The sequence below is a fragment of the Amycolatopsis thailandensis genome (assembly GCF_002234405.1).
Lineage (GTDB): Bacteria > Actinomycetota > Actinomycetes > Mycobacteriales > Pseudonocardiaceae > Amycolatopsis > Amycolatopsis thailandensis.
In genome coordinates this window covers 92,953-117,264 of record NZ_NMQT01000112.1, presented here as the reverse complement: position 1 = coordinate 117,264, position 24,312 = coordinate 92,953, and the positions used below count along the sequence as shown (strand labels likewise).

General features: G+C 67.7%; 25 protein-coding genes. 13 read left to right on the top strand and 12 right to left on the bottom strand.

Annotation, left to right across the window (positions count from 1 at the left end):
* Positions 1-54: 54 nt before the first annotated feature.
* The 4 genes from CFP71_RS30545 to CFP71_RS30530 form a co-directional block, all read right to left on the bottom strand.
* Positions 55-1,530, bottom strand: coding sequence for a trypsin-like serine protease (locus CFP71_RS30545; protein ID WP_244199899.1), 1,476 nt, complete (start codon positions 1,528-1,530; stop codon positions 55-57).
* A 125-nt stretch (positions 1,531-1,655) separates the two neighbouring features.
* Entirely contained in the window at positions 1,656-1,892 is a 237-nt protein-coding gene (locus tag CFP71_RS30540) for a hypothetical protein (protein WP_244199898.1), read from the bottom strand.
* Between the two features lie 724 nt (positions 1,893-2,616).
* A complete protein-coding gene (locus CFP71_RS30535) occupies positions 2,617-3,123 on the bottom strand; it encodes a DinB family protein (RefSeq protein ID WP_093937413.1) in 507 nt (168 codons plus the stop codon).
* 7 nt (positions 3,124-3,130) lie between these two features.
* Positions 3,131-4,171 (bottom strand): DUF2891 domain-containing protein, encoded by a 1,041-nt coding sequence (locus CFP71_RS30530; RefSeq protein WP_093937412.1) that lies wholly within the window; start codon positions 4,169-4,171, stop codon positions 3,131-3,133.
* Positions 4,172-4,181: 10 nt separating this feature from the next.
* Between CFP71_RS30530 and CFP71_RS30525 the strand changes: the two genes are divergently transcribed.
* Entirely contained in the window at positions 4,182-4,892 is a 711-nt protein-coding gene (locus CFP71_RS30525; protein ID WP_093937425.1) for a class I SAM-dependent methyltransferase, read from the top strand.
* Between the two features lies 1 nt (position 4,893).
* Here the strand turns inward: CFP71_RS30525 and CFP71_RS30520 are convergent, their stop codons facing one another.
* A complete protein-coding gene (locus tag CFP71_RS30520; protein ID WP_093937411.1) occupies positions 4,894-5,355 on the bottom strand; it encodes a nuclear transport factor 2 family protein in 462 nt (153 codons plus the stop codon).
* An 86-nt stretch (positions 5,356-5,441) separates the two neighbouring features.
* Between CFP71_RS30520 and CFP71_RS30515 the strand changes: the two genes are divergently transcribed.
* Complete coding sequence (locus CFP71_RS30515; protein WP_093937410.1) at positions 5,442-6,020, top strand: TetR/AcrR family transcriptional regulator; 579 nt, start codon at positions 5,442-5,444, stop codon at positions 6,018-6,020.
* Here CFP71_RS30515 and CFP71_RS30510 read toward each other — a convergent pair.
* The 3 genes from CFP71_RS30510 to CFP71_RS30500 form a co-directional block, all read right to left on the bottom strand.
* Complete coding sequence (locus CFP71_RS30510; protein WP_093937409.1) at positions 6,001-8,010, bottom strand: acyltransferase family protein; 2,010 nt, start codon at positions 8,008-8,010, stop codon at positions 6,001-6,003. The genes CFP71_RS30515 and CFP71_RS30510 overlap by 20 nt on opposite strands.
* A gap of 73 nt (positions 8,011-8,083) precedes the next feature.
* Positions 8,084-9,370, bottom strand: coding sequence for an ArsB/NhaD family transporter (locus CFP71_RS30505; RefSeq protein WP_093937424.1), 1,287 nt, complete (start codon positions 9,368-9,370; stop codon positions 8,084-8,086).
* 136 nt (positions 9,371-9,506) lie between these two features.
* Complete coding sequence (locus CFP71_RS30500; RefSeq protein WP_208636071.1) at positions 9,507-10,031, bottom strand: CBS domain-containing protein; 525 nt, start codon at positions 10,029-10,031, stop codon at positions 9,507-9,509.
* Positions 10,032-10,234: 203 nt separating this feature from the next.
* Between CFP71_RS30500 and CFP71_RS30495 the strand changes: the two genes are divergently transcribed.
* From CFP71_RS30495 to CFP71_RS30480, 4 genes are read left to right on the top strand one after another with little or no spacing between them, the layout of a single operon-like run.
* Entirely contained in the window at positions 10,235-11,182 is a 948-nt protein-coding gene (locus CFP71_RS30495) for a HAMP domain-containing sensor histidine kinase (RefSeq protein ID WP_093937408.1), read from the top strand.
* Positions 11,179-11,838, top strand: coding sequence for a response regulator (locus CFP71_RS30490; RefSeq protein WP_093937407.1), 660 nt, complete (start codon positions 11,179-11,181; stop codon positions 11,836-11,838). The genes CFP71_RS30495 and CFP71_RS30490 overlap by 4 nt, the downstream gene beginning before the upstream one ends.
* 13 nt (positions 11,839-11,851) lie before the next feature.
* Entirely contained in the window at positions 11,852-12,307 is a 456-nt protein-coding gene (locus tag CFP71_RS30485) for an NfeD family protein (RefSeq protein WP_093937406.1), read from the top strand.
* Positions 12,286-13,296, top strand: coding sequence for an SPFH domain-containing protein (locus CFP71_RS30480; RefSeq protein WP_093937405.1), 1,011 nt, complete (start codon positions 12,286-12,288; stop codon positions 13,294-13,296). Before CFP71_RS30485 ends, CFP71_RS30480 begins: the two co-directional genes overlap by 22 nt.
* A gap of 10 nt (positions 13,297-13,306) precedes the next feature.
* On the opposite strand, the gene CFP71_RS30475 is transcribed toward CFP71_RS30480, so the two are convergent.
* Together CFP71_RS30475 and aztA are read right to left on the bottom strand one after the other, a co-directional pair.
* Positions 13,307-13,912 carry an SMI1/KNR4 family protein gene (locus tag CFP71_RS30475; protein ID WP_093937404.1) on the bottom strand — a complete coding sequence of 202 codons (606 nt, stop codon included), beginning with the start codon at positions 13,910-13,912 and terminating at the stop codon, positions 13,307-13,309.
* A 287-nt stretch (positions 13,913-14,199) separates the two neighbouring features.
* Complete coding sequence (gene aztA / locus CFP71_RS30470) at positions 14,200-14,913, bottom strand: zinc ABC transporter ATP-binding protein AztA (protein WP_093937403.1); 714 nt, start codon at positions 14,911-14,913, stop codon at positions 14,200-14,202.
* A gap of 49 nt (positions 14,914-14,962) precedes the next feature.
* On the opposite strand from aztA, the gene aztB reads away from it, so the two are divergent.
* The 4 genes from aztB to aztD are packed head-to-tail and all read left to right on the top strand — an operon-like array spanning position 14,963 to position 19,096.
* Positions 14,963-15,814 (top strand): zinc ABC transporter permease AztB, encoded by an 852-nt coding sequence (gene aztB / locus CFP71_RS30465; protein WP_093937402.1) that lies wholly within the window; start codon positions 14,963-14,965, stop codon positions 15,812-15,814.
* Positions 15,811-17,007 carry a hypothetical protein gene (locus CFP71_RS30460; protein WP_093937401.1) on the top strand — a complete coding sequence of 399 codons (1,197 nt, stop codon included), beginning with the start codon at positions 15,811-15,813 and terminating at the stop codon, positions 17,005-17,007. The genes aztB and CFP71_RS30460 overlap by 4 nt, the downstream gene beginning before the upstream one ends.
* Positions 17,004-17,903: a zinc ABC transporter substrate-binding protein AztC gene (aztC, locus tag CFP71_RS30455; protein WP_093937400.1), complete on the top strand. Its 900-nt coding sequence runs from the start codon at positions 17,004-17,006 to the stop codon at positions 17,901-17,903. The genes CFP71_RS30460 and aztC overlap by 4 nt, the downstream gene beginning before the upstream one ends.
* Positions 17,904-17,929: 26 nt before the next feature.
* Positions 17,930-19,096, top strand: coding sequence for a zinc metallochaperone AztD (aztD, locus tag CFP71_RS30450; RefSeq protein WP_093937399.1), 1,167 nt, complete (start codon positions 17,930-17,932; stop codon positions 19,094-19,096).
* A gap of 505 nt (positions 19,097-19,601) precedes the next feature.
* On the opposite strand, the gene CFP71_RS30445 is transcribed toward aztD, so the two are convergent.
* Together CFP71_RS30445 and CFP71_RS30440 are read right to left on the bottom strand one after the other, a co-directional pair.
* A complete protein-coding gene (locus CFP71_RS30445; protein ID WP_093937398.1) occupies positions 19,602-20,237 on the bottom strand; it encodes a response regulator in 636 nt (211 codons plus the stop codon).
* Entirely contained in the window at positions 20,234-21,409 is a 1,176-nt protein-coding gene (locus CFP71_RS30440; RefSeq protein ID WP_208636070.1) for a sensor histidine kinase, read from the bottom strand. The genes CFP71_RS30445 and CFP71_RS30440 overlap by 4 nt, the downstream gene beginning before the upstream one ends.
* Positions 21,410-21,578: 169 nt before the next feature.
* Between CFP71_RS30440 and CFP71_RS30435 the strand changes: the two genes are divergently transcribed.
* The 3 genes from CFP71_RS30435 (at position 21,579) to CFP71_RS30425 (ending at position 24,291) form a co-directional block, all read left to right on the top strand.
* On the top strand, positions 21,579-22,661 hold the full coding sequence (locus CFP71_RS30435; RefSeq protein ID WP_093937396.1) for an ABC transporter permease: 1,083 nt from the start codon (positions 21,579-21,581) through the stop codon (positions 22,659-22,661).
* Positions 22,658-23,341, top strand: coding sequence for an ABC transporter ATP-binding protein (locus CFP71_RS30430; RefSeq protein WP_093937395.1), 684 nt, complete (start codon positions 22,658-22,660; stop codon positions 23,339-23,341). Before CFP71_RS30435 ends, CFP71_RS30430 begins: the two co-directional genes overlap by 4 nt.
* Positions 23,342-23,406: 65 nt before the next feature.
* Positions 23,407-24,291 carry an ANTAR domain-containing protein gene (locus CFP71_RS30425; protein ID WP_093937394.1) on the top strand — a complete coding sequence of 295 codons (885 nt, stop codon included), beginning with the start codon at positions 23,407-23,409 and terminating at the stop codon, positions 24,289-24,291.
* Positions 24,292-24,312 lie beyond the last annotated feature (21 nt).

The window sequence follows — 24,312 nt, the reverse complement described above, 5'->3', positions numbered from 1 at the left end:
AAGGCCCCCTTCATTGCGTTAGGCGCAATGAAGGGGGCCTTCACGTACTTGGGATCAGCCGTTCGGAGTGGTGATCACCGCGAACTTGGATCCCTGACTGGCGATCCGCTCGCTGAGGTCGGTGGTGATCGTTTCGATCGGCGCGTAGTTGTTCAGCTCACCGGCCTGGCAGGGGCCCGACCGGGACTGCTGGTTGCCGATCAGGATGCCCAGGGCCGCGTGATCGGCCTGGCTGAACAGCGGACCGCCGCTGTCGCCCGGGCGGGCACACAGGTCGGTGTTGATGCCGACGTCCGTGGACAGGACCCGGCCGCAGCGGGTCCCGACGAGGTAGCCGGCGCCCGCGCCGCTGTCGACGGAATCCGGGTAGTTCACCGCGCTCGAAGCCGTCCCGGAAGCGCAGACGACCCAGCCCGCCTTGATGTCGGCGAGCTTGTGCGCACCGGTGATGTACTCGTCGACAGAGGTGGCCTGCTGGCCGCACGGGGTGTCGCCGTTGCTGTCCATGCCACCGTTGCGGCAGTACTTCAGCACCCGGTTGCGGCCGGTCTGGCCTTCGAGCCACTTCGTCGACGCCGCGTCGTTGACGTACGGCAGCGCCGCGTAGTCGTACGGGTAGGAACTCTTCTCGATGCCGTGCTGCTGCACCACGTCGTTGCCGTTGTGCTGGGTCGGCGTGTTGTTCGTCTTCGTCCGCATGCAGTGTCCCGCGGTCAGGACCCAGCCCTTGCCGGGGAAACCGCCGCCGGTGGACCGCAGGTTGAAAGCGCTGGTGCAGCCGCCCCAGGTGCCGTCGTCCCGTTTCATGTCCAGCCGGAGGCCGCCGCGCATCGGGCCGTACTTCGTGCAGTAGAGCGGATGGCAGAAACCCAGGTCCACGTTCGGCGTGGACAGCGCGTTCGGGTTCTTCAGCACACGGGAAACGACCACATCGGGTTCCGCCGCCGCGGCCTCTCGGGCGGTGTTCACTTCGGCCGTCACGACATCGCCGGCGGCGCGCATGGCCGCCTTCTCCTGCGCCACCCAGGCACGTTCCCAAAGCACGACGCGGTTCTCGGACTCACTCACCGCGGGCAGGTAGACCGCTTCCGGTCCCGCGCCGACCTTGGCCGCGACGCGTTCCTTCGCCGCCGTGAGCTGCCGCAACGAATGCTGGACCTGTTGCGTGCGAACATCGCCGCGGTCGGGCATCGCCTTCAGATACGGCTCGGCCGCCGCGGGCTTGGTCATGGCCACGACCAGCTGGCCCTTGGCCTGATCGAGCCACATGCCGCCGTATTCGGCGCCGCGTTCGCGGGTCAGCAGCTCGTCGAGTTTGACGCCGTCGGTCTGCAACTCCAGACGGCGCAACGCTTCCTTCTCGTTCACCCGGTAGTTCTCGACCAGGTAGCGCACCGACTCCCGCACCGAGGCGGGGTCGAGCGAGGTGTGGAACGACTGCACGGTGTCGGCCGACGCCGAGCCGCCCAGTGCCGTGGTCGCTGCCAGCACCGAAACGGCAAGGGCCCCCAGTCTTCTAGCTCTCCGCACAAGATCTCCTCACATGTCGGGGACTTCGCGATCATTTAACCGGAGGTCGCCGAACAGGTGTGGAGAGTTTCCGGCAACGCCGGGCACCCCGTGCCGGCCAATCGGACGGCACGGGGCAAAACACGCTACAGACTCGGCTCCCGGCGCTGCTTTCCTTGGCGGGCTTTGACGATCCAAGCACCGAACAGGGTCAGCAGGCCGACGCAGGTCCCCGCCGACGCGCCGATTTCCGGCGTGCTGATCCTGACGACGCCGACGACGATTCCGCCGCCGATCGTCAGCAGGAGACACATCCGCAGGGTCGGGGCCCAGCCGGCGAGGACCGCCAGCGCGAGGCAGAGCCAGCTGTCGCGGGTCTGCACTTTGCGATGACGCCCCGAGGTCCTCAGGAGGAGCCGCGCCGCGCGGATCATCTCCGCGGACGTGGCGACTCGGCGTGGCGGCTCTTCGACGCTCTCGATGACGACTTTGACCCGCCGTGGCGGGCCGCTGTCTGGTGTCTTCGCATTATCAGGCTGTAAGGTCACGGCGTCCTGTCCTTGTTCTAGCGAGCTGGGCGAATGGACATCCGCGTGGCCTCCTGTTACCGCAGGGGGCCACGCGCGCGTTACCGGTTCTTGACCCGGTGCGGCTGAGAAACATCTTGGCGAAAGCAGACTGTGACCGTTCAGTAGTACTGCGTGTGTCGCGCTGAACGGTATGCCTGCGTCGCTCAACGGTCTGGGTGACTACGGAAATTACTAAAAGTAGTCGATGGCGCTGAACGGACGAGTGCCGTCAAGCGGGCTCGCTGGTCCGGTGGCTTGCCTTCGTGGTGTCGGGCCAGGTCACCGCGACGTGCGTCTCCGAATTGATCTGCGCAGGTGGGGAGGCGCATCGCGGAAGTCGTGCGCGATGCTTTCGCAGTATGAAAGATGCTGTTCGCAACGGTCGGCTACGGTCAACTTCGACCAGATCCGAGCAATCGTGCTCACGGTGAGTTCACCTGATCGGGCGGTCGAGCTGCCGCTGCTGCGGCACTTGGCTCACCAACAGCGAGTGACTGCTCTGTTCGGGTGGTCACAGTCCGGACATGTTCGCCTGGAACTACCGATCGCCCCGCGCGACGGGATGCTCGATCTGCTCGCGGAGGATGTCGCCGTGCCCGGCGTGCCGCGCGAAGTCCTCGATCAGGAGCAAATGGACGAACCGCAGGCTGACGTCGCCGACTCGCGGGTGGATCTTGATCTCGTCGAGGTCGAAGCCGGCGGCGATCACGCGGGAGCGCGCACTGGCGCGTTCGAATTCCGCGATCACTTCGGTCAGAGTTTCGTCGTCGCCGACGACGAAACTCGCGTCGCCCGGCGTCGTACCGCCGTCGCATTCGCTCTCGGGGATACCGCCGAGGACGTGGTGGAACCAGATTCGTTCGGCGACAGCGGCGTGTTTGAGCAGCCCGATCGGTGTGGTCCGCGACGCGACGAGCCGGCGGCGCGCGTCTTCTTCGGGCAGGCCTCGCACCGCGTTGACCAGTTCGGCGCGGTTGCGGTCGAGCATGGCCTCCAGCAGACGGCGTTCGGAGCCGAGGGTGATGTGCGGTAGTGACCAGGTCATCGTCGACTCAACTCAGTAGGAGAAGTGCGTAGTAGGCCAGGAAGTGCTCGACCATGTACGCGCCGCCGGTGGTCTGTGCGAGTGAGGCATGGGTGTGAGCGTGCGCGGTTTCGAGTATGGCGGGAATCCTGGCGTCGCCGTCGGGGAGGGTGCGCGCGAGGCGGTGCCAGCACCAGGCACGGTGCAGGTTGAGGCCGTGCAGGTGGGCGATCTGCCCGTCGGTGGGATCGCTCACGGACGCCGGGGTGAACAACGTCGCGGGTTCCCGGTCGGCGATGCCGGGCAGGAACCCGTGCAGCCAGCCGGCGAACTCGCTCGCGGACAGCAGGTGGGTCATGAGTTCGGCTTCGGCGAGGGCGGGGGACAGGAAGTCGGCGCCGGAGGGTTCCCAGGAACCGGGGTAGTCGCGATCGGAGCCGAACCACCGCCAGGCTGTCTCGATGGCGACCTGGCGTAGCCGCGGATCGCCCTGCGCGGCGAGGTGGTCCGCGTACGGCAGGGCGCGGGACAACCCGAACGCGCCGTTTTCGTGTATGCCGTACCGGATCGGATAGGTGGCTCGCGGCAGCCAGTCGAGATAGCGGGATACGAAGACAGCGCTCAACTCTCGCAGTCCTGCCGACCAGCGAGCGGCGTCAGGGTCGTCCCAGGTGGCGGTTTCGTGGGTCAGGTCCAGCAGCGCGGACCAGCCGTAAGGGCGTTGAGTGTTGCGATGCTCGTCGGGAGTGAAGAAAGCGACTTCTCCCGCGAGTGCCTCGACGGTCAGGTGGTCGTCCAGGACGCCGCGGATCTCCTCGGCGGGCACGAGTTCGGGGTGATGTCGCAGCAAGCGCACGAGCACCCAGAACATCTCCACAGAGGAATGCCAGTCGAAACTGCCGTAAAAGCACGGATGCGACAGTTTCGGGGTGGGGATGGGTACGCCTTCGTGATGCCAATGGCTTTCGTGGTGCGGATACTCGCGTACGACGTTGGTCAGCGCCGTCCTGGCCAGTGCTTCCGCGTTCGCCTTCAAGAGGCGGGTGCGCTCGGCTTCCCATTCGGTCATGGACTCGAGGATGCCCGAATCGATCTACGATGAAAGCGTGGACGAACGACCGATCACCACCGCGCAGGTCAACTTCCGTCGGGTCGCCGAAGAGCTCGAAAGCATGGGGACCCAAGATCGTTTCACCTACATCTTCCGATCCCGATTGTGGACTTCCTCCTCGGTGTCCGGGCCTGGTTCCGAGTCCGTCCAGACCCAGGGGCTCCGCGAGCAGTTGCCCGCTCTCCTGGAACGTTTCGGCGTGCGCACCCTGCTCGATCTGCCGTGCGGGGACTTCGGCTGGCTCAGCGAGGTGGACCTCGACCTGGACCGGTACATCGGCGCCGACATCGTCACCGATCTGGTCGAGGCGAACGCCGCCCGGTTCCGGGACGATCCGGTGCGGGAGTTCCGGACCCTCGACCTGACCGGCGATCCGCTCCCGGCCGCCGATCTCGTGCTGTGCCGGGATTGCCTGGTGCACTTGAGTTTCGCCGACATCGAACGGGCGTTGAGCAACCTCCGGCGCAGTGGCTCCCGGTACCTGCTGACCACGACTTTCACCGAGCTGGGCGCCAACAACGACATCGTGACGGGGGACTGGAGGCCGTTGAACCTGTGCCGGGAACCGTTCGGGTTCCCGGAGCCACTGGCCGTGCTGGTCGAGGGCTGCACCGAAGAGGGCGGCGCCTACGCGGACAAGTCCTTGGGGCTGTGGGAGATCGCCTCGATCGTCGATTGAGCTACTGGAGCGGGAATTCGACTCCGTGTTCCTCCGCCGGACGCGGGCCGCGGATCCGCCGCTCGCTTTCGGGGATGGCCACATCGTTGATGCTCGCCTCGCGACGGCTCATGAGACCGTGCTCGTCGAACTCCCACAGTTCGTTGCCGTAGCTGCGCCACCATTGTCCGGCCTGGTCGTGCCACTCGTACTGGAAACGGACGGCGATCCGGTTCCCCTCGAACGCCCAGAGGTTCTTGCGCAGTGCGTAGTCCTGTTCCCGCTCCCACTTCCCGGTCAGGAAGGCGACGATCTCCTCGCGCCCCTGGACGAACGTGTCCCGGTTCCGCCACACCGAATCCGGCGTGTACGCCGAGGCCACCCGGTGGGGATCGCGAGTGTTCCAGCCGTCCTCGGCCGCTTGGACTTTCCGCAGCGCCGTCTCCCGGGTGAACGGCGGGTAAGGCGGGCGATCTTCCGTCATCGTGACCTCCTCAGATCGAGAACGTGCGTTCTCTACGTCTGGTGACTAGGATAGGGAACGACCGTTCTCGACGTCAAGGAGCCCCGATGCCTGCCGCTGTTACCGACGAGCGGAACCGGGTGGACCGCGAGCTGCTGCTCGACGCCGCCGAGAAGCTCTTCTACGAGAACGGGATCCAAGCGGTCGGTATGGATCAGGTCCGCGCGGCGTCCGGCCTCTCGCTGAAACGGATCTACCGCTTCTTCGAGGCCAAGGAAGACCTCGTCGTGGCGATGCTCCGACGTCGCGACGGGCGGTGGAGGGGCAGTTTGGCAGACCGAGTGGAGCGGGTGACGGATCCCCGTGAGCGGGTGCTCGCGATCTTCGACTGGCTCGCCGATTGGTTCGCCGAACCCGGTTTCCGTGGCTGTGCCTGGATCAACGCCCACGGCGAGTTCGGGCCTTCGTCCGAGGCGGTCCTGGCCGAGGTGCGGGCGCACAAGCGGGCGTTCCACGAGCAGGTGGACGCCTGGGTGCGGGCCACCGGCCTCAGGGTGACCGAACCGGTCTACCTGCTCGCCGAAGGAGCGATCGTGACGGCGGGCATCAGCGGCGACCCCGCTCCGGCCCACCAGGCGCGCGACGCCGTCGCGGCACTGCTCGGGATCACCAGCCGAGGGCGCTGATCATCCCTCGTTCCAGCACCGGGGAGAGCGTGGTCATGAAGCTGGCGGTGACGTGGTTGTCGTCCATGTACACCAGCACGTTGCCCACCACCGGACGGCAGAGGCCCCGCCCGCAGAAGTAGTCGCTGAAGTCGAGCAGCGAGACGTTCGCGGGGATGTCGGTGAGTTTCTCGTACGGCGGGTCGGCGAGCAGCTTGTTCCGCGGCACACTGCATTCGGGCGCTTTGACCCCGTTGGCCTCGATGCAGGCAGGGGGAGAGAACCCGGGGCGCGGGCTGTCGCGGAGCGCCACGACCGGGATCCCGGCACGATCGAGGACCTTCCATTGGTCGACGAAACCCTGCGGCGTCTTCTCGGTGGGGCCCACCCGGACGTCGCGAGTGGACAAGGTCAGGACGGCGTCGGGGCGCATCGCCAGGATCTCTTTCTGCGCCGCGGAGTTCCACGCGAGACAGCCCGCGTCGCCCGGCATCGCGTCCGACGTCGTGGAGAACGGGCAAGCTCCCTTGAGCATGAAGGTGACCTGGTAGCCGTTCTTCTCCGCCATCGGTTTGATCGCGGCGAGATACTGCTGCATATGCGAGTCGCCGACGGCGACGATCGTCTTCACCGGCGTTCCCTCCGGGCGCGAAGTGCAGACGTCGAGGATCTTGTCGAACCGGGAAGGTGTGCACCGCGCGTCGGGAAAGCCGCCCCAATCGTTCGGCACGGCGATCAACGGCGGCACGGCTTCCTTGCCGGGTACGGGTTTCTTCGGTGTCTCCGGGTCGCGGGCCATCGCGCCGGGGTGGTGGTCGTCATCGAGCGCGATCGAGAAGTCGGCCTTTTTGGCGCTCACCACCTGCCAGGTGCTCGCGACCAGCAGCACCGGGAGCAGCGCGAGCACGGCGAACCGATAGGAACCCCAGCGCGTCCGCTCGCCGACCGCGGACTTCCGCACCGGCTCTTCGACGAACCGATATGTGGCGGCCGCGAGGAACAGGGACACCCCGATCACCACCGCCCCGCCGAGCAACCCGACGGCCTCGCGTTTGCGGGCGATCAAGTAGAACAGCAGCACCGGCCAGTGCCACAGGTACAGCGAGTAGCTGAGGTTGCCGAGGTACACCAGCGGCCGGGACGAAAGGATCCGATCCGCGCCCGCCCGGCTGGCGGTCGCGCCCGCGATGATCACCAGCGCGGCGGAGACGGTGGGCCACAGCGCCGCCCAGCCGGGGAACACCTGGCCGACGTCGAGGATCATTCCGCAGGTCACGAGCCCGGCCACGCCGATCCAGCCCAGCAGGATCCGGATCAGGCGGGGAAGCAGGAACCGGTCGATGGCCAGCGCCAGCAGCCCGCCGAGGGCGAACTCCCAGACCCGGGTGAGGGAGTGGAAGTAGGCCAGCGGCTGGTTGGTCGCGGTCAGCCGCACCGAATAGGCGAGGGAGACGGCGAACAGGACGCCGAGCGTGATCGCGACCGTGCCGTTGAGGGAGCGGCGCAGCCGGGTGGCGGCGAAGGCCACCAGCCCGATCAACAGCGGCCATACGATGTAGAACTGCCCTTGGATGGACAGCGACCAGTAGTGCTGGACGACGCTGGCCGTGTTGTGCTGCGCGAAGTAGTCGACCGAATCGGCCGCCAGCCGCCAGTTCTCGACGTAGAGGGCGGAGGCGAAGACCTCCTTGATCGTCTGGAACCACCGGTCCTGCGGGAGCAGCCAGATCGCCAGTGCGAGCACCGCGAGCAGGACGGTCAGCGCGGCGGGGAACAGCCGTTTGATCATCCGGCCCCACAGCGGGCGGAACTCGATCCTTCCGCGGCCGGCGGCCCGGACCAGCTGGCCCGTGATCAGGAACCCGGAGATCAGGAAGAAGACGTCGACGCCGCCGGAGATCCGGCCCAGCCAGACGTGGTAGACGACGACCAGCAGTGCCGCGACCGCGCGCAGTCCCTGTAACTCGGGCCGATAGCGGCGGCGCGTTTCCGCTGCTTCGGCGGTTGTCATACGCGATTTCCTCACTGACGGTCGGATGTCCTGGCAGCCTAGGTGGTCACTCTGGGTGATTCGGCTCCCGCCATCAGGTGAAGTAGCGCAACCAGACGTAGCCCCATGCCATCACCGTGCTCAGCACCGTCACGACGATGCCGTACTTGGTGAACTGCCAGAACGTGATCCGATGCCCGGAGCGGGCGGCGATCCCGAGCGCGACGACGTTGGCGCTGGCGGCGACCGCGGTGCCGTTGCCGCCGAAGTCGGCCCCGAGCGCGAAGGACCACCAGAGTGCCTGCCCGGTCTGCGGGTCCGGCACGTCGGCGACCATGCCCTCCACGATCGGGCTCATCGTCGCGACGTAGGGAATGTTGTCGAAGAAGGCGCCGAGCACACCGGAGCCGAACAACAGCGCGGTGGCCGCGACGAAGTGGTTGTCCCCGAAGCCTTGGATCACCCAGCTGCCGATGGTCTCGATGACCCCGGTGTGGACCAGCCCGGCGACCATCACGAACAACCCCATGAAGAACACGAGGGTGCGCCATTCGACCTCGCGCAGGACGTCGCCGACGTCGGCCTTGGTGACCAGGAGCATCAACCCGGCGCCGACCATGGCGATGACGGCCGGATCGAGGTGCGCCACGGCGTGCAGGCTGAATCCGGCGACCACGATCGCGAACACGATCAGGCATCGGCGGAGCATGGCGGGATCGGTGATCGCGCGCCGTTCCTGCAACGCCATCACGGCGGCGACGTGCTCGGGGTTGTACTGGAACGAGGACCGGAAGAGCACCCTGGTCAGCAGCACGAAGACAGCGAAGATGATGACGACGACGGGCGTCATGTGCACGAGGAAGTCGGTGAAGGTCAGCCCCGCCCGGCTGCCGATGATGATGTTGGGCGGGTCGCCGATCAGCGTCGCGGCGCCGCCGATGTTGGACGCCAGCACCTCGGCGATGAGGTACGGCTGCGCGGGGATGCGCAGGCGGTTGCAGAGCACGATGGTCACCGGCGCGACCAGCATGATCGTGGTGACGTTGTCCAGGAACGGCGACGCGACCGCGGTGATGCCCATCAGCATCACCATCAGCCGGTACGGCTTTCCCTTCGCCTTCTTGGCCGACCAGATGGCGAGGTAGTCGAAGATCCCGGTCTGCTTGACGATGCCGACGATGATCATCATGCCGAACAGCAGGAAGATGACGTTCCAGTCGATCCCGGCGTGCTCGGAGAAGAACACCTCGGCGCCGGGGATCAGCTGAAGGATCGCCATGAGCGCCGAGGCGATGAGCACGACCTTGACCTTGTCGGCCTTCTCGGTGGCGATGAAGTAGAAGGCGACCAGGAAGATCGCGAGAGCGAGGACGGCGCTCACCGGCCGCACCCCGGCGGCCCGGCCTGGCCGGTCGTGAGGTGACAGGCGCCGCGATGGCGGGCAGGTGAGGACGAGCGCACGGAACCGACCTTTCGAACGTGGAGGTGTCCGGGCCGGGGCCCGCGGAAGAAGCCGGTCAGTCGCCGACGCCGAACACGGCGAGGCCGGTGATCAGCCGTTCGAGGGTGACGGCGCCGATCAGGACGCCGTGGTCGTCGACGACCGCGACGAGCGGGCTGTGCTGGCGGGCCATGAGTGCCGCGATCTCCAGCAGGGTGGCGTCGGCGCGCACGATCACCGGTTTCACGGCACGGTGCTGGGCGCAGTCGCGCACGGTCAGGTTGCCGAGCTCGCGCCAGAACCGGTCGGCGTGTTCCTCGTCGACGGCCCGGACGAGCGCCGGATCGTCCTGATAGGACCCGGGGACGGCGAGTCGCAGCACCTGCGTCCCCGGGAGCACCATGCGCGGCCGTGACACGTTGTCGACCACGATCAGCCCCGGCAGCCTGCTGACCGCCATCACCCGGATCGCCTGCGTCACCGGGTCGTCCGCGGTGACGGTCGGCACGGTGACCGCGATATCGCTGGCGCGCATGGCATCAACCCATTCGGCGTGGCTGGTCAGGGGTTCGCCTTCCCCGGTCTTCGAGCGGGTGACCACGGGATTCACCTCGGTTCCCTGATCTCGGTGCTGGGACGGGAAACAGTCTTTCGGCGCCTCCCACCGGGAACCATCGGTGCCGACACCCATTTACGGCGGGGGACACCATGTACGCGGATGGGTGTCAGCCCGGATGGACACGGCCACGGCACGCCCGGCAACCTGGCGGTAGGCGATCACCGCGAGTGAGAAGGGAGGGTGTCGTGTCCCTGTTCTGGCGGATCTTCCTGCTCAACGCGGCCGTGCTGCTCGTGGCGATGCTGCTGCTTCTGCTCGGCCCGGTGACCGTCTCCACACCGGTGCTGTTCACCGAAGCGATGATCATGATCGGCGGGCTCGCCGCGATGCTCGTCGCCAACGCGGTGCTGCTCAGGGTCGGGCTCGCCCCGCTGAAGCGGCTCACCCGCGCCATGACCACCACGGATCTGCTGCGACCGGGACCGCGTCCGGCGGTCACCGGGCACGGCGGGATCGCCGACCTGATCGAGACGTTCAACAGCATGCTCGACAGGCTGGAAGCCGAACGGGGCGACAGCGCGGCGCGTGCGCTGACCGCGCAGGAGGACGAACGCCGCCGGGTCGCGCAGGAACTGCACGACGAGGTCGGCCAGACCCTGACCGCCGTCTTGCTGGAGCTGAAGCGGGTGGCCGACCACGCGCCCGCCCCGGTTCGCGACGAGCTTCGTCAGGTGCAGGAGACCACCCGCGGCAGCCTCGACGAGATCCGCCGGATCGCACGGCGGTTGCGGCCCGGCGACCTCGAACAGCTGGGGCTGATCAGCGCGTTGAAGGCGCTGACCACCGAGATCTCCGGGCACAGCGACCTGACGGTGCGCCGCCGGTTCGACCCCGACTTGCCGGAACTGGGGGAGGAGGCCGAACTGGTCGTCTACCGGGTCGCGCAGGAGGCCATCACCAACACCGCCCGCCACGCCGGCGCCCGCAACCTCGAACTCGCCCTCACCCGGACCGACGACGGGGTCCGGCTGCGGATCCGCGACGACGGCCGGGGGCTCGGAGCCGCCACCGAGGGCGCCGGCATCCGCGGGATGCGGGAACGAGCCCTGCTCGTCGGCGCCGAACTCGTCGTCGGTCCCGGCCCAGAAGGCGGCACCGAGGTCCGCCTGCACGTTCCGACCGGGAGCCGATGACCATGCCACCGACCACCCGAGTGCTGCTGGCCGACGACCACTCCCTGGTCCGCCGGGGAGTCCGCCTGATCTTGGACAACGAGCCGGATCTGACCGTGGTCGCCGAGGCGGGCGACGGCGCCGAAGCGATCGAGCGCGCCCGTGCGGAACGGCCCGACCTGGCCATTCTCGACATCGCGATGCCACGGCTGACCGGCCTGCAGGCCGCGCGGGAGCTTTCCCGGCTCCAGCCCGACCTGCGGATCCTCATCCTGACCATGTACGACAACGAGCAGTACTTCTTCGAGGCGCTCAAAGCCGGCGCTTCGGGTTACGTGCTCAAGTCCGTCGCCGACCGGGACCTGGTGGAGGCCTGTCGTGCCGCCATGCGCGGCGAGCCCTTCCTCTATCCCGGAGCCGTCAACGCCCTGATCCGCAACTACCTCGACCGGGCCCGCGACGGCGCCGAACTGCCGGCCAAGGCCATCACCGACCGGGAGGAGGAGATCCTCAAACTCGTCGCGGAAGGCCATTCCTCCAAGGAGATCGCCGACCTGCTCGTCATCAGCGTCAAGACCGTCGAGCGGCATCGCGCCAACCTGCTGCACAAACTCGGGCTGAAGGACCGGCTCGAACTCACCCGCTACGCCATCCGCGCCGGGCTCATCGAGCCGTGAACGGAGGTCGCTCATGGATGACTGGGTCGTCTGGCTGATCTTCGCCGTGATCCTCGGGGTCGCGGAGATCTTCAGCGTGACCGCGGCACTCGGCGTACTCGGCGGAGCGGCGCTCGTCACCGCGGGCGCGGCCGCCGTCGGCTTGCCGCTCACCGGACAGCTCTTGGTGTTCACCGTCGTCTCGACGGTCGGCGTGGTGCTCGTCCGGCCGATCGCGCTGCGGCAGCTCCAGCGTCCGCAGCGCGAAAGGTTCGGATTCGACGCCCTGATCGGGAAACCGGCCACCGTCCTGACGGAAGTGTCCGAAATGGACGGCCGGGTCCGCCTGGCCGGGGAGGAATGGACAGCCCGCGCCTTCGACGGAACGCTGGTGATCCCGGCCGGAGAGGTCGTGGACGTCATGGCGGTCCAAGGAAGCACCGTCCTCGTCTACCCACGGGAGGGACCATGGAAATCTCCGCCGCCCTGATCGCGACCATGGTGGTCGCCCTGCTCGCCGCCGTCACCGTGTTGCGGACCGTGCGGATCGTGCCGCAAGCCCGCGCCCGCAACGTGGAACGGCTCGGCCGCTACCACCGGACGCTGTCGCCAGGCCTCAACTTCGTCATTCCCTACATCGACCGGGTCTACCCGAAGATCGACCTCCGCGAGCAGGTCGTCTCGTTCGAGCCACGACCGGTGATCACCGAGGACAACCTCGTCGTCGAGATCGACACCGTGCTGTATTTCCAGGTCACCGACCCGCGTGCGGCCGCCTACGAGATCGCCAGTTTCCTGCAAGCCGTGGAACAACTCACCGTCACGACCCTGCGCAACGTGGTCGGCTCGATGGACCTCGAACGCACCCTGACCTCTCGCGACACCATCAACAGCCAACTGCGGGGCGTCCTCGACGACGCGACCGGTAAATGGGGGCTGCGGGTGAACCGCGTCGAGATCAAGGCGATCGATCCGCCGGCGACCATCAAGGACGCCATGGAGAAGCAGATGCGCGCGGAACGGGCGAAACGCGCCGCGATCCTGGCGGCCGAAGGGCAGCGGCAGTCCCAGATCCTCACCGCCGAGGGTGACAAGCAGGCCGCCGTCCTGCGCGCCGAGGGCAACCGGACGGCGGAGATCCTGAAGGCGGAGGGCGAGGCCCGCGCCATCGATCAGGTCTTCCAGGCCGTGCACCGCAACGACGCCGACCCGAAACTGCTGGCGTACCAGTACTTGCAGACGTTGCCGCAGCTGGCTCAAGGCGAGGGCAACACCTTCTTCGTCATCCCGAGCGAGGTCACGTCCGCGCTGCACAACGTTTCCCGTGCCTTCGCGGAGAACCTGCCGCAATCCGCGGCCGTCCGGGAAGCCGAAGTCGGCGATGCCCCGGTTGCCGCGGCCCAGGAAGACGCCGCGAAGGCCGCGGAAGCCGTCGCGGACGCGGTGGCCGTCGCCGTTGCGACCGAGAAGACCAGGTAGGTGTGGTGGGTCAGGGCCAACTGAGCTCGCCGTCGTCGATGGCGGGGTGCCTTTCGCGATAAGGCAGTTCGCGGTCATGGACGTAGTCGTCGAGGCGCTCGGCGATCTCGTCGAGGATCTCGGTGACGCTCGTCCAATTCGAGTCGTAGATCCCTTCGCTGGCATACCACCGCATGACGCTGCCATGGCTTTCACCGTGCCTGAGATCGACGCAGAGCAGGCCTCCGCCGATGTCGCGGCCGATGGGGAGAACCGCGGAGCAGTAGGGAAAACTGTTCTCACCGGCCTGCTTGCGGTGTGTTCCGTCAGGAGTGCAGCAGCCTTCGTCGGGATACTGCGACTGCCTGGCGTACTCGTCCTCGGCCCGCTTCACCGCGAGCGGCACGTAGTTGTTCGGGATCAGGTAGCCGGATCTGTTCCCGGACCCGTGGTCGCGCTGGTCGTCGACGCCGTCCATGAGGGCCCACCAGGTGCGCAGTTCCGGTGGGAACTCGATGCCGACACGGTCTTGCAGGCGCTCGACCTGGGCGGCCGGGGCAGGTGGCCGGATCTCGCGGGCAGTGGCGGGTGCGTGCTCGGACAGCAAAGCCATGATCCGTTGCCATGCCTGTTCCATCGGTCCCCCTTCGCTCGGCGACCACCGTAGCGAAGATCGGCTGCCTGCGAACCCGCGTTCAGAGGACTTTGCGTTCGGGAGACGTGAGTGAGGTGAAGGGGCCTTTCCTCTTATCACATGAGAGGAAAGGCCCCTTCACCTCGGGTCTTGCAGGTCTCGTGGGTGGCGGAGGCTCGGCGGTGTTTCGAAAGCCACGTTCGCAACGTTGAGCGTTGCGAACGTGGCTTTCGCAACACCCCGAACCGGCAGGTGGGCAGGCCAGGTACACGCCACATTTGCCTTACCCCTCAATAAACGCGGGTTCGCAGGCCCCAGGCGGCGGACACGCTTTCCGGTGTCAGCACCGAGGCTGGAGGGCCGTCCCCGACGAGGCGCCCGTCCTGGAGCAGAAGGCAGTGATCGGCTCGGCCCGCCACTTCGAGGTCGTGCGTGACGCGCACGACCGTCGTGCCCTCGGCGAGGGTGGTGTGGAGTGCTTCGTCGATCAGACCGCGGGCGTGCAGATCCAGACCGGCCGACGGCTCGTCGAGCAGCAGCAGTCCGGCTCGCTGGGCCAATCCCTGCGCCACCAGCGCCCGTTGACGCTGCCCGCCGGAGAGGGTGCCGATCAGCCGGTCCGCTATCGACATGATGTCCAGTCGCTCCAAGCATTCTCCGACGATCTTCCGGTCCATCTTGGATAGTCGTCGCCAGTGCCCGCGGTGCGCCCAGCGCCCCATCGTGACGGTGGCGCGCACGGTGATCGGCAGCGACTGGGACACCTCGCTCTGCTGGGTCACGTAGGCGACGCGGCCCGGGTCGCGGCGGGTCACCGAGCCGCTGGTCGGTGGCAGTACACCGGCGACGAGGTTGAGCAGTGACGACTTGCCGGCGCCGTTCGGGCCGGCGATCGCGGTGAGCCGTGCCGAGGGCAACTCGGCGGTGATCCCGCGCAACACCTCACGGGGCCCGTAGTGGGCGTGTGCGCGATCGATCTCGAGCGCCGCTGTGTCCGGGGTCATGCCCGACCTCCTTTAGATAATGACAATCATTACCACTATAGTGTGACGGGTGGAGTGGTTGCTGATCCCCTTCGAGGTGTCGTTCGTGCAGCGTGCGCTGGTGGCGGGAGTGCTCGTTTCGGCGGTGTGCGCCGTCGTCGGGACCTGGGTGGTGTTGCGCGGCATGGCCTTCATCGGGGACGCCATGTCGCACGGGATGCTGCCCGGCGTGGCGATCGCCTCGCTGACCGGCGTGAACCTGCTGATCGGCGCCGCGATCAGCGCCGGGGTGATGGCGCTCGGCGTCACGGCCCTCGGACGTTCACGGCGGCTGTCCGAGGACACCACGATCGGGCTGCTCTTCGTCGGAATGCTCGCGAGCGGCGTGATCATCGTGTCGCATTCGCGGTCGTTCGCGGTCGATCTCACCGGATTCCTCTTCGGTGACGTGCTCGCTGTCGGCTCCGGTGACCTGGTCGGCCTGGTGATCACCCTGGTCGTCGTGGGAGTGATCGCTCTGCTGGGGCATCGCTCGTTCACCGCGCTCACCTTCGACGTCCGGAAGGCGCACACGCTGGGTCTTCGGCCACGCCTGGCCAACGCGGTGCTGCTCGGGCTGGTCACCCTGACGATCGTCGCGTCGTTCCGCGTGGTGGGGACGCTGCTGGTGTTCGGGCTGCTCATCGCCCCTGCCGCGGCGGCGTTGTTCTGGTCCCGGCGGATCACCACGATCATGCTCGTCGCGGCGTTGCTCGGTATCGCCGCCACGGTCGGCGGCCTGCTCGTGTCCTGGCATTGGGGCACCGCGGCGGGCGCGACCATCGCCGCCGGCGCGGTCCTGCTGTTCTTCCTTTCCGCCCTCTTGTCGTTCGTACGACAGCGATTCCGTCCCCTGACACCGGAGATCGAGAGCTCACGATGAAACTGAAAGCAGTGACGGCGGTCGTCGCGGCGCTGACCTTGGCGGCGTGCGGCGGGGAGCAGCCGAAGGAGGCGCCCGCGGGTGTCCCACACGGCTACGTCGAAGGTGCGGAAGAGGCGGCCGAGGCCCAGTCGCGGCTGATCGTCGCCGACGCCGAAACGGGTGCCGTGCGTGTGGTGGACCTGATCACCGAGGAAGTGCACGAAACCGGGCGAGTCGACGGGGTGCGCGCCCTGACCAGTGACGGCCGCTTCGGCTACCTGACGGCGCGCGACGGGACGATCCGCGTGATCGACAGCGGTGCCTGGATGGTCGACCACGGTGATCACGTCCACTACTACCGGGCCAAAGTCCGGGACGTCGGTGTGGCGCCGGGTAAACAACCTTCGTCGGTGTACAGCGATCCCGCCGTTTCGGCACTGTCCTATGCGGACGGTACGACGACGTTGCTCGACCGGGCCCAGCTTGACAAGGGCTCCTTGGCTGAACTGGGAAAGATCACGCGTGACCCACACGCCGGTGTCGCGGTTCCGTACGGCGGGCACATCCTCGCTTCGGTGGCGGACGCCGGACGGCCGCTGGCCCGCGGAGTGCGCGTTCACGACCGTCAGGGCAAGGCCGTGGCGGAGATCCCTGAGCCGTGTCCGGATTTGCAAGGGCAGGCGGTGACCCGGCGAGGGGTCGTGTTCGGTTGCGCGGACGGCGCGTTGCTCGTGACCGAAAAGGACGGTGTTTTCACGGGGTCGAAGATCCCGTACCCGCGCGATGTCACGACACAGGAACGCGCTACCGCCTTCTTCCACCGGCCGGGCGCCGCGACGCTCGCGGCACGGGCGGGGGAGATGGCCGTGTGGTTCCTCGACGTCGGCCGTCGCAGCTGGCAGTACGTCGAAACCGGGCCGGTCGCCGCGGTGAACGCCGTGGGGGAGGGCGGTTCGCTGCTGGCCTTGACCCGGGACGGAACGCTGCGTTCCTTCGACGGCACGGGAAAGGAACAGGCGGCGATCCCGCTGCTGGCACCGGAAGCGGCCAGGACCGACGGCGTCTCCATCCAGGTCGACACGACCCGCGCCTACGTCAACAACCCGCTCTCCGCGGACGTGTACGAGATCGACTACAACGACAATCTTCGTCGCGCCAGGACGTTGAAGGTCGGCGGCAAGGCTGGCCACGTCGTGGAGACCGGCCGATGAGGCGGCGGGTACTAGCCCTGTGCGTCGCGGCGCTGCTGACGGCGGCCGGATGCTCCGGAAGTGGCGGAAACAGCACCTCGGTCGTCGTGACCACGAACATCCTCGGCGACATCACGCGCGCCGTCGTCGGTGATCAGGCCGAGGTGACCGTCCTGATGAAGCCGAACGCCGACCCGCATTCCTTCGGCATTTCCGCGCAGCAGGCAGCCCAGGTCGAACGCGCCGGTCTGATCGTCTACAACGGGCTCGGGCTCGAAGAGGGCATGTTGCGCACGGTCCGCACCGCCGAAGAGAACGGTGTGCCGGCACTGCCCGCGGGAGACCGGGCGAATCCGATCAGCTACTCGGGGAACAAGCCGGATCCCCATTTCTGGACGGATCCCGCTCGGGTACGCGACGTGGTGAAGGCGATCGCCGACGAGGTGGTCGCCCACGTCGGCGGCGTCGACGAAGCGGTGATCCGGGCCAACGCCGAACGCTATCGCGGGGAGATCGACGCACTCGACAAGATGATGACCGGGAAGTTCGGCGGGATCCCGCCCGAGCGCAGGAAACTCGTCACCAATCACCACGTGTTCGGGTACCTGGCCCAGCGGTACGGGTTCGAAGTGGTCGGTGCGGTGATTCCCGGCGGAACCACACTCGCTTCGCCCAGTTCCTCGGATCTGAAGGAACTCGCCGACGTCGTCCGCGCGGCTGGCGTGCCGGTCGTCTTCGCCGATTCCTCCCAGCCGGACCGGCTCGCACGGGTCCTGGCCGAACAGGCAGGGCTGCACGTCGCGGTGACCCCGCTGTTCTCGGAATCGCTCAGCGAACCAGGCCAGGGCGCGGCCACCTACCTGGAAATGATGCGCGCCAACACCGAATCGATCACCACCGGTTTGACCCGTTCCTGACCGGAACAGACGAAAGGCACAAGGAAATGGCACGAACCACCCGATACGTCGCGCTGATGGCGACGACGGTGAGCACACTCGCGCTCGCCGCCTGCGCGACCGAGCAGCCCGCGGCGGAAGCCCGGAAGGACGCGGCGCCTGTCGTCGCGGACCCGGTGGCCGTCACCTATGACGGCGGAATCCTCCTGCTCGACGGAAAGACCTTGAAGGTGGCGAAAAATCTCCCGCTGGAGGGCTTCAACCGGCTCAATCCGGCCGGGAACGACCGGCATCTCATGGTCTCGACGTCCACCGGGTTCCGCGTGCTCGACGCCGTCGGCGCCGTGCTGACGGACAACGAGGTGAAGGCCAGCAAGCCGGGACACGTCGTCCGGCACGCCGGCAAAACGGTGCTGTTCGCCGACGGGACCGGCGAGGTGACGGTGTTCGATCCGAAGACGATCGGCACCGCGGCACTGCCGTCGCCGAAGCACAAGACGCCGGAAGCGCATCACGGCGTGGCCGTCGAACTCGCCAACGGCGAACTGGTCACCACGGTCGGGAACAAGGACAAGCGGTCCGGGATCGTGGTGCTGGACAAGGACAAGAAGGAGATCGCGCGCAACGAGCAGTGCCCGGGCGTGCACGGTGAAGCCGCCGCGCGTGGCGAAGCGGTCGTGGTCGGCTGCGAAACCGGTGTGCTGATCTACCGCGATGGTGTCATCACCAAGGTGACCAGCCCGGACGCCTACGGGAGGATCGGCAACCAGGCGGGCTCGGACGTCTCTCCGATCACCCTGGGCGACTACAAGGTCGACAAGGACGCCGAGCTCGAACGCTCGAACCGAGTCACGCTGATCGACACGGAGAAGGCCACGTTCAAGCACGTCGACCTCGGGACCAGCTACACGTTCCGGTCGCTGGCCCGTGGGCCTCAAGGCGAGGCGTTGGTGCTGGGCACCGACGGCCAGATCTACGTGATCGACCCGGTTTCGGGTGTGGTGACGCGGAAGATCGCCGTACTCGGTTCGTGGCAGGAACCGCTCGAGTGGCAGCAGCCGCGCCCGGCGATCTTCGTCCGGGGCGGGACGGCCTACGTGACCGATCCCGGCAAGAAGGAGATCCACGCGGTCGATCTCGCCTCCGGCACCAAGACCGTGACCGGCGCGCTTCCGGGTACGCCGAACGAGGTCAGCGGCGTGCTCGCCGGGTGACGCCTTCCGAGTGACAGGCTGCCTGTCGACGGGTAGGGCAAACGTGGCGTGTCGCGGAACGGGTCAGTGACTCCGCGCGACATCAGACCTCGGGCGCCGACTGTGTGGATTTCGGTGCGTTGGACGACCAGAAATCCACACAGTCCCGGAGGAGCGGACCGGTCAGCACAGCAAGGTGGCCCGAGAGGCTTGAGGGGGTGTGTGGAAACAGGGACATTCAACGTCCCTGTTTCCACACACCCCCAATAGCCCGAATCGCCACTCACGAGCCCTTGACCCGATGCGTACCGGCAGGATCTAGCTTCGTGCAAGCCACTTTTCGGAACCTCAGGCGTCCCGAAATCCCATAAACCGGAAGCACAACCGTCGCTAAAGGTCCGCTGTGGACACTCGGGGTGCGACTGCTCGCCGGCCAGTCCGGAACCATGCCCTCGGGCAGCGAAGAAGGCCTGCTCAGCAGGATCGATCCTGCCGTATTCGCCTCACCGCCCGAATACGAGAGCCGTCAGCGGCGGATGAGACCGAGGTCGGTCGCGGTGGCGACGGCGGCGGTGCGTGAGTCGACCCCGAGTTTGGTGTAGCTGCGGGCCAGGTGGGATTTCACGGTGCCCTCGGTCAGGTGGAGCCTGTCGGCGATCGCCCGGTTGGACAGGCCGTCGGCCACCAGGACCAGCACTTCGATCTCGCGCCGGGTCAAGGCCGTGGTGGGCATGCGCATACGGCTCATGAGCCGGTCGGCGACGGTCGGTGCCAGCGTGGTGCGCCCGGCCGCGGCGGTGCGCACGGCGGCCGCCAGGTCTTCGGGAGGCGCGTCCTTCAGGAGATAGCCGGTGGCTCCGGCTTCGATGGCGGGCAGGGTGTCGGCGTCGGTGTCGTAGGTGGTGACGATCAGAACCCGGGGTGCGTCCGGCCTCGCCGTGATCGCCGCGGTTGCTTCGGCTCCGGTCATTCCTGGGCCGAAGCGCAGATCCATCAGCACGACGTCGATGTCGCCTTCCGCGGCGCGGGCCACCGCGTCCTCCGCTGTCGCGGCTTCGGCCGTGACGACGAGGCCGGGTTCGGTTTCCAGCACGGCGCGCAGTCCCGCCCGGACGATGGGGTGGTCGTCGGCCAGCAGGAGACGGATCGGGGGCTCGGTCACGGGCGTTCCTTGGGTTCGACGGGCAACCGCACGGACAACGTGGTGCCGTGGCCGGCGGCCGATCCGACGCTCAGGGTTCCGTTGAGGGCCTCGGCCCGGGAGCGCATCGCGGTCAAGCCGAAGCCGCTGTGCCCGGGATCGAAGCCGATCCCGTCGTCGGCGACGACCAGGGCGACGTGCTTGTCCAGATAGCTCAAGGCGACCTCGGCGGTGGACGCCTCGGCGTGCCGGACGGTGTTCGCGAGAGCCGCCTGGCCGATGCGCAGCAACGCGACCTCGTGCGTGGTCGGCAGCGGCGCGGGAGTGCCGGAGAGATGGAAACTCGCGGTGATCCGGTGCCGGGCGGTGGTGGTGGCGCACAGCCGTTTCAGTGCGTCGGCCAACGTGGTGTCGTCGAGCGCGGGAGGGGACAGGGCGACGACGAAACGGCGGGCTTCGGCGAGGTTGTCCGCGGCCGCCTGGCGGGCTTGCTCGACGTAACGGGCGGCGTTCCCGGCGTTTTCGGGAAGCGTCCTTTCGGCGGCGACCAGCAGGAGCTGGATACTCGACAGCCCCTGGGCGAGGGTGTCGTGGATCTCGTGGGCCAGCCGCTCCCGCTCGGCGAGCACCCCCGCTTCGTGCTGGGCTTCGGCGAGATCCACCCGGGTCTCGGTGAGCTTTTTGATCAGGTTCCGGCGACGTTCGCTTTCGCGGTACAACGCCTGATACCCCCAGACGACGGCGACCGCGACGGCGGCGCCGAGCGCCGGGCCGATCGCCGCCGCCGGGACGAAGGCACCCTGATGGACGGCGAACGCGGTGATCGCCGCCAGCGCGGTCGCGATCACCGCGAACAGGCCATGGCGGCGTGGCAGCAGGTGCAGTTGCAGGAAGTACAACGGGAAGGCGACCCACACGCCGTCCGCGGTCAGCACCAGCAGGGCCACCCACGCGACGCCTACCGCGAGCAACCACCACGCGGCGGCTCGCACTGACGCCCTGATGTGGGGGAGAAGCGGGCCGGCCGCGTACACCGCACCGCAGACCACCGCCATCGCGACGACCGCCGCCGCTCGGGGCGAGCCTGCCGCCACCGCCCGCACGGCCGCCAGCGCGAGCAGGGCGAAGAGCAGCAGGTGCAGACACCAGGTCAGCAGCTTGCTGGTCGGGGTCAAAACGGGCGCGGTGATCACAATGCGTCCAGGCTACGTAGCCGGATTGGGGAGCGCCTCTATCCAAAGGTAGAGGCGGCGTGCCGTCTTCCGGCCCGCGAAGTGTGGTCTCCGGCCAGATGTCCTCGACCGGGCAGGCGGCGATCGTGGAGAGGTACCAGCCACCCGCCGGAAAGGACAGACCAGAGCCGTGTTCGTCGCCTGGAGAGACCTGAGATTCGCCAAAGGGCGATTCGCCCTGATGGGTGCCGTAGTCGTGCTGATCACCCTGTTGGTCGGCCTGTTGTCCGGACTCACCGCCGGGCTGGGCGAGCAGAACATCTCCGCGATCACCGGCCTGCCCGCGGACAAGATCGTCTTCGCCGCTCCTGGCGACGGACAGAACCTCTCCTATGCCAATTCCGCTCTCACCGAGACACAGCGGCGGCAGTGGGCCGATACCCCGGGTGTCACCGATGCCGAGCCGCTGGGCATCGCCACCACCAAGGCCACCGCGGGAAACCGCAGCGCCGGGATCTCCGTGTTCGGCGTCCCGCCCGGTTCGGCGCTCGCTCCGGACAGCGGCGCGATCAAGGACGACTCGGTGGTCCTGTCCACGTCCGCGGCCGACGACCTGGGCGTCCGGACCGGAGACACCTTGTCGGTGGCCGGACGTCCACTGACGGTCGCCGCGGTGTCGGGGGACGCCTGGTTCAGCCACACGCCGGTGGTCTGGGCGAGCCTCGACGTCTGGGCGAGGACGGTGCCACCCGCGGGCGGCGCGCAGAGCGCGACCGTGCTCGCGCTGACCACCGGCGCCGACGTCGACGTCGCGGCCACTGACAGTGCCTTGGGCACGAAGACGGTTTCGAAGAACGACTCGTTGTCCGCGATCGGCTCCTACACCTCGGAAAACGGTTCGCTGCAACTGATGCGAGGCTTCCTGTTCGCCATCTCGGCTCTCGTGATCGGCGCCTTCTTCACTGTCTGGACCATCCAGCGTGCCGGCGACATCGCCGTGCTCAAGGCGCTGGGGGCCAGTACCGGGTTCCTGCTGAAGGACGCGCTCGGCCAGGCTGTCGTGCTTCTCGTCGGCGGCACCGCCGTCGGGACCGGACTGGCCGTCGGCCTCGGTGCCCTGGTCGCCAGCTCCGCGGTGCCCTTTCTGCTGACTCCTGCCACCGTGCTCGTCCCGGCCGCCGTCATGATCCTGCTCGGCGCGTTGGGGGCCGCCCTTTCCGTTCGCCGCATCACCTCCGTCGACCCGCTGACCGCACTGGGGAGTGCCCGATGAGTTTGAACCTGACCGGCGTCACCCTCACCTATCCCGACGGCGACGCCCGCCTCACCGCTCTTGACGACGTCACCCTGGATGTTCCGGCGGGTGGGCTCACCGCGGTCGCCGGACCGTCCGGCTCCGGCAAATCCAGCCTGCTCGCCGTCGCCGCCACCCTCATCAGCCCGGACGACGGGGCCGTCACCGTCGACGGCACGGTGACCACCGGCCTGACCCGTGGCGAACTCACCGAACTGAGGCGTCGCAAGATCGGAATCGTGTTCCAGCAGCCCAATCTGCTGCCCTCGCTCACCGCCGTCGAACAACTCCAGGTCATGGCCCGGATCGATGGCCGTTCTCCGGCAAAAGCCCGTGGCGCGGCCATGGAACTCCTTGACGCCGTCGGGCTGGCGCCGCAGGCAGGACGACGTCCGCATCAGCTCTCCGGCGGTCAACGGCAGCGGGTGAACATCGCCCGCGCGCTGATGAACGAGCCCACCGTGCTGCTGATCGACGAACCGACGAGCGCCCTCGACCACGATCGCGGTGCCGCGATCGTCGACCTGATCACCCGCCTCACCCACGAACGCGCGACCGCCACCGTCCTGGTCACCCACGACCGAGCCCACCTGGCCGCGGTGGACCGGATCGCCGAAGTCCACGACGGGAGGTTGAGCATCCCCGCACCGGTCGGCTGAGCTCGTGATGCCTTCGCAGGGAAAACCATCTTGTCCGCTGATAAGGGAGAGCGGATAGTGGATCCGTGGCGTGTCTCGACGCGGCTGCCGCCTGGATGCCGCGCGACAGCGAACCGCCTGGAGTGATGTCGGGCGACAAGGGGACCCAGCGGATATCGACTGCCGTGCACGGGCAGCCGATCGACATTGATGCCCTTCTTAGGCATTTGCGTGACCGGGCGACCTTGGAGCACGCGGCCGGCGTGCTGATGGCCCGGTACGAACTGGCCGATGCCACGACGGCGATCCACGCACTGCGAACCGCCGCGCTCCGTCACCACGTGGGCCCGAACGCGCTGGCCAGGGCGTTGATCGTCGCGCCTCGCCCGTGGCGGGAAGGCCCTTGGTTTCCGCCACGGGTCTGGCGGAGCGCGCCGGAACTCGATTTCCTGCCCGCCTCGTCCACGATCCGGCCGACGGGACTGCTGTGGGCGGCCTTGGACCGCGTGACCGACCGGGCCCAAACCGCCCAGGGCGACATCCAATCGGTGACCAAGAACCGGACGGGCCTGAAACTGGAACGTGCCGAAGGATTCTCCGCCGAGTTCTTCCAGCACTTCGCCCATGTCGAGGGTGATGCCACCGCGTGCGGTATCGCCATGCGGGTGCGTGAACCGATCACGGTCGCCGAAGTCACCAAGTCCGGCATTTTCGATCGGCCGGCGCTCGAAGCCCTAGTCGCGGAGAAGGTCCGGGCCGTGTACAGCCTGCCCTTGTGCGGTCCGGACGGATGTGAAGGCGTGGTTTCCGTTCACTATCACCGCCCCGGGCAAGGACCGTCGAAGGCGACTCGCGACGAACTGTCCCGGATCGCGTACCAGACGGCGACCTGGCTGCACTGGTACCGCCGGACGGCCACCCTCGACGCCCTCGAAGACCTCCATCTCCACCGGGCCCGCTTTCCGGGCTGAATCCCGACGATAGGGACTTTC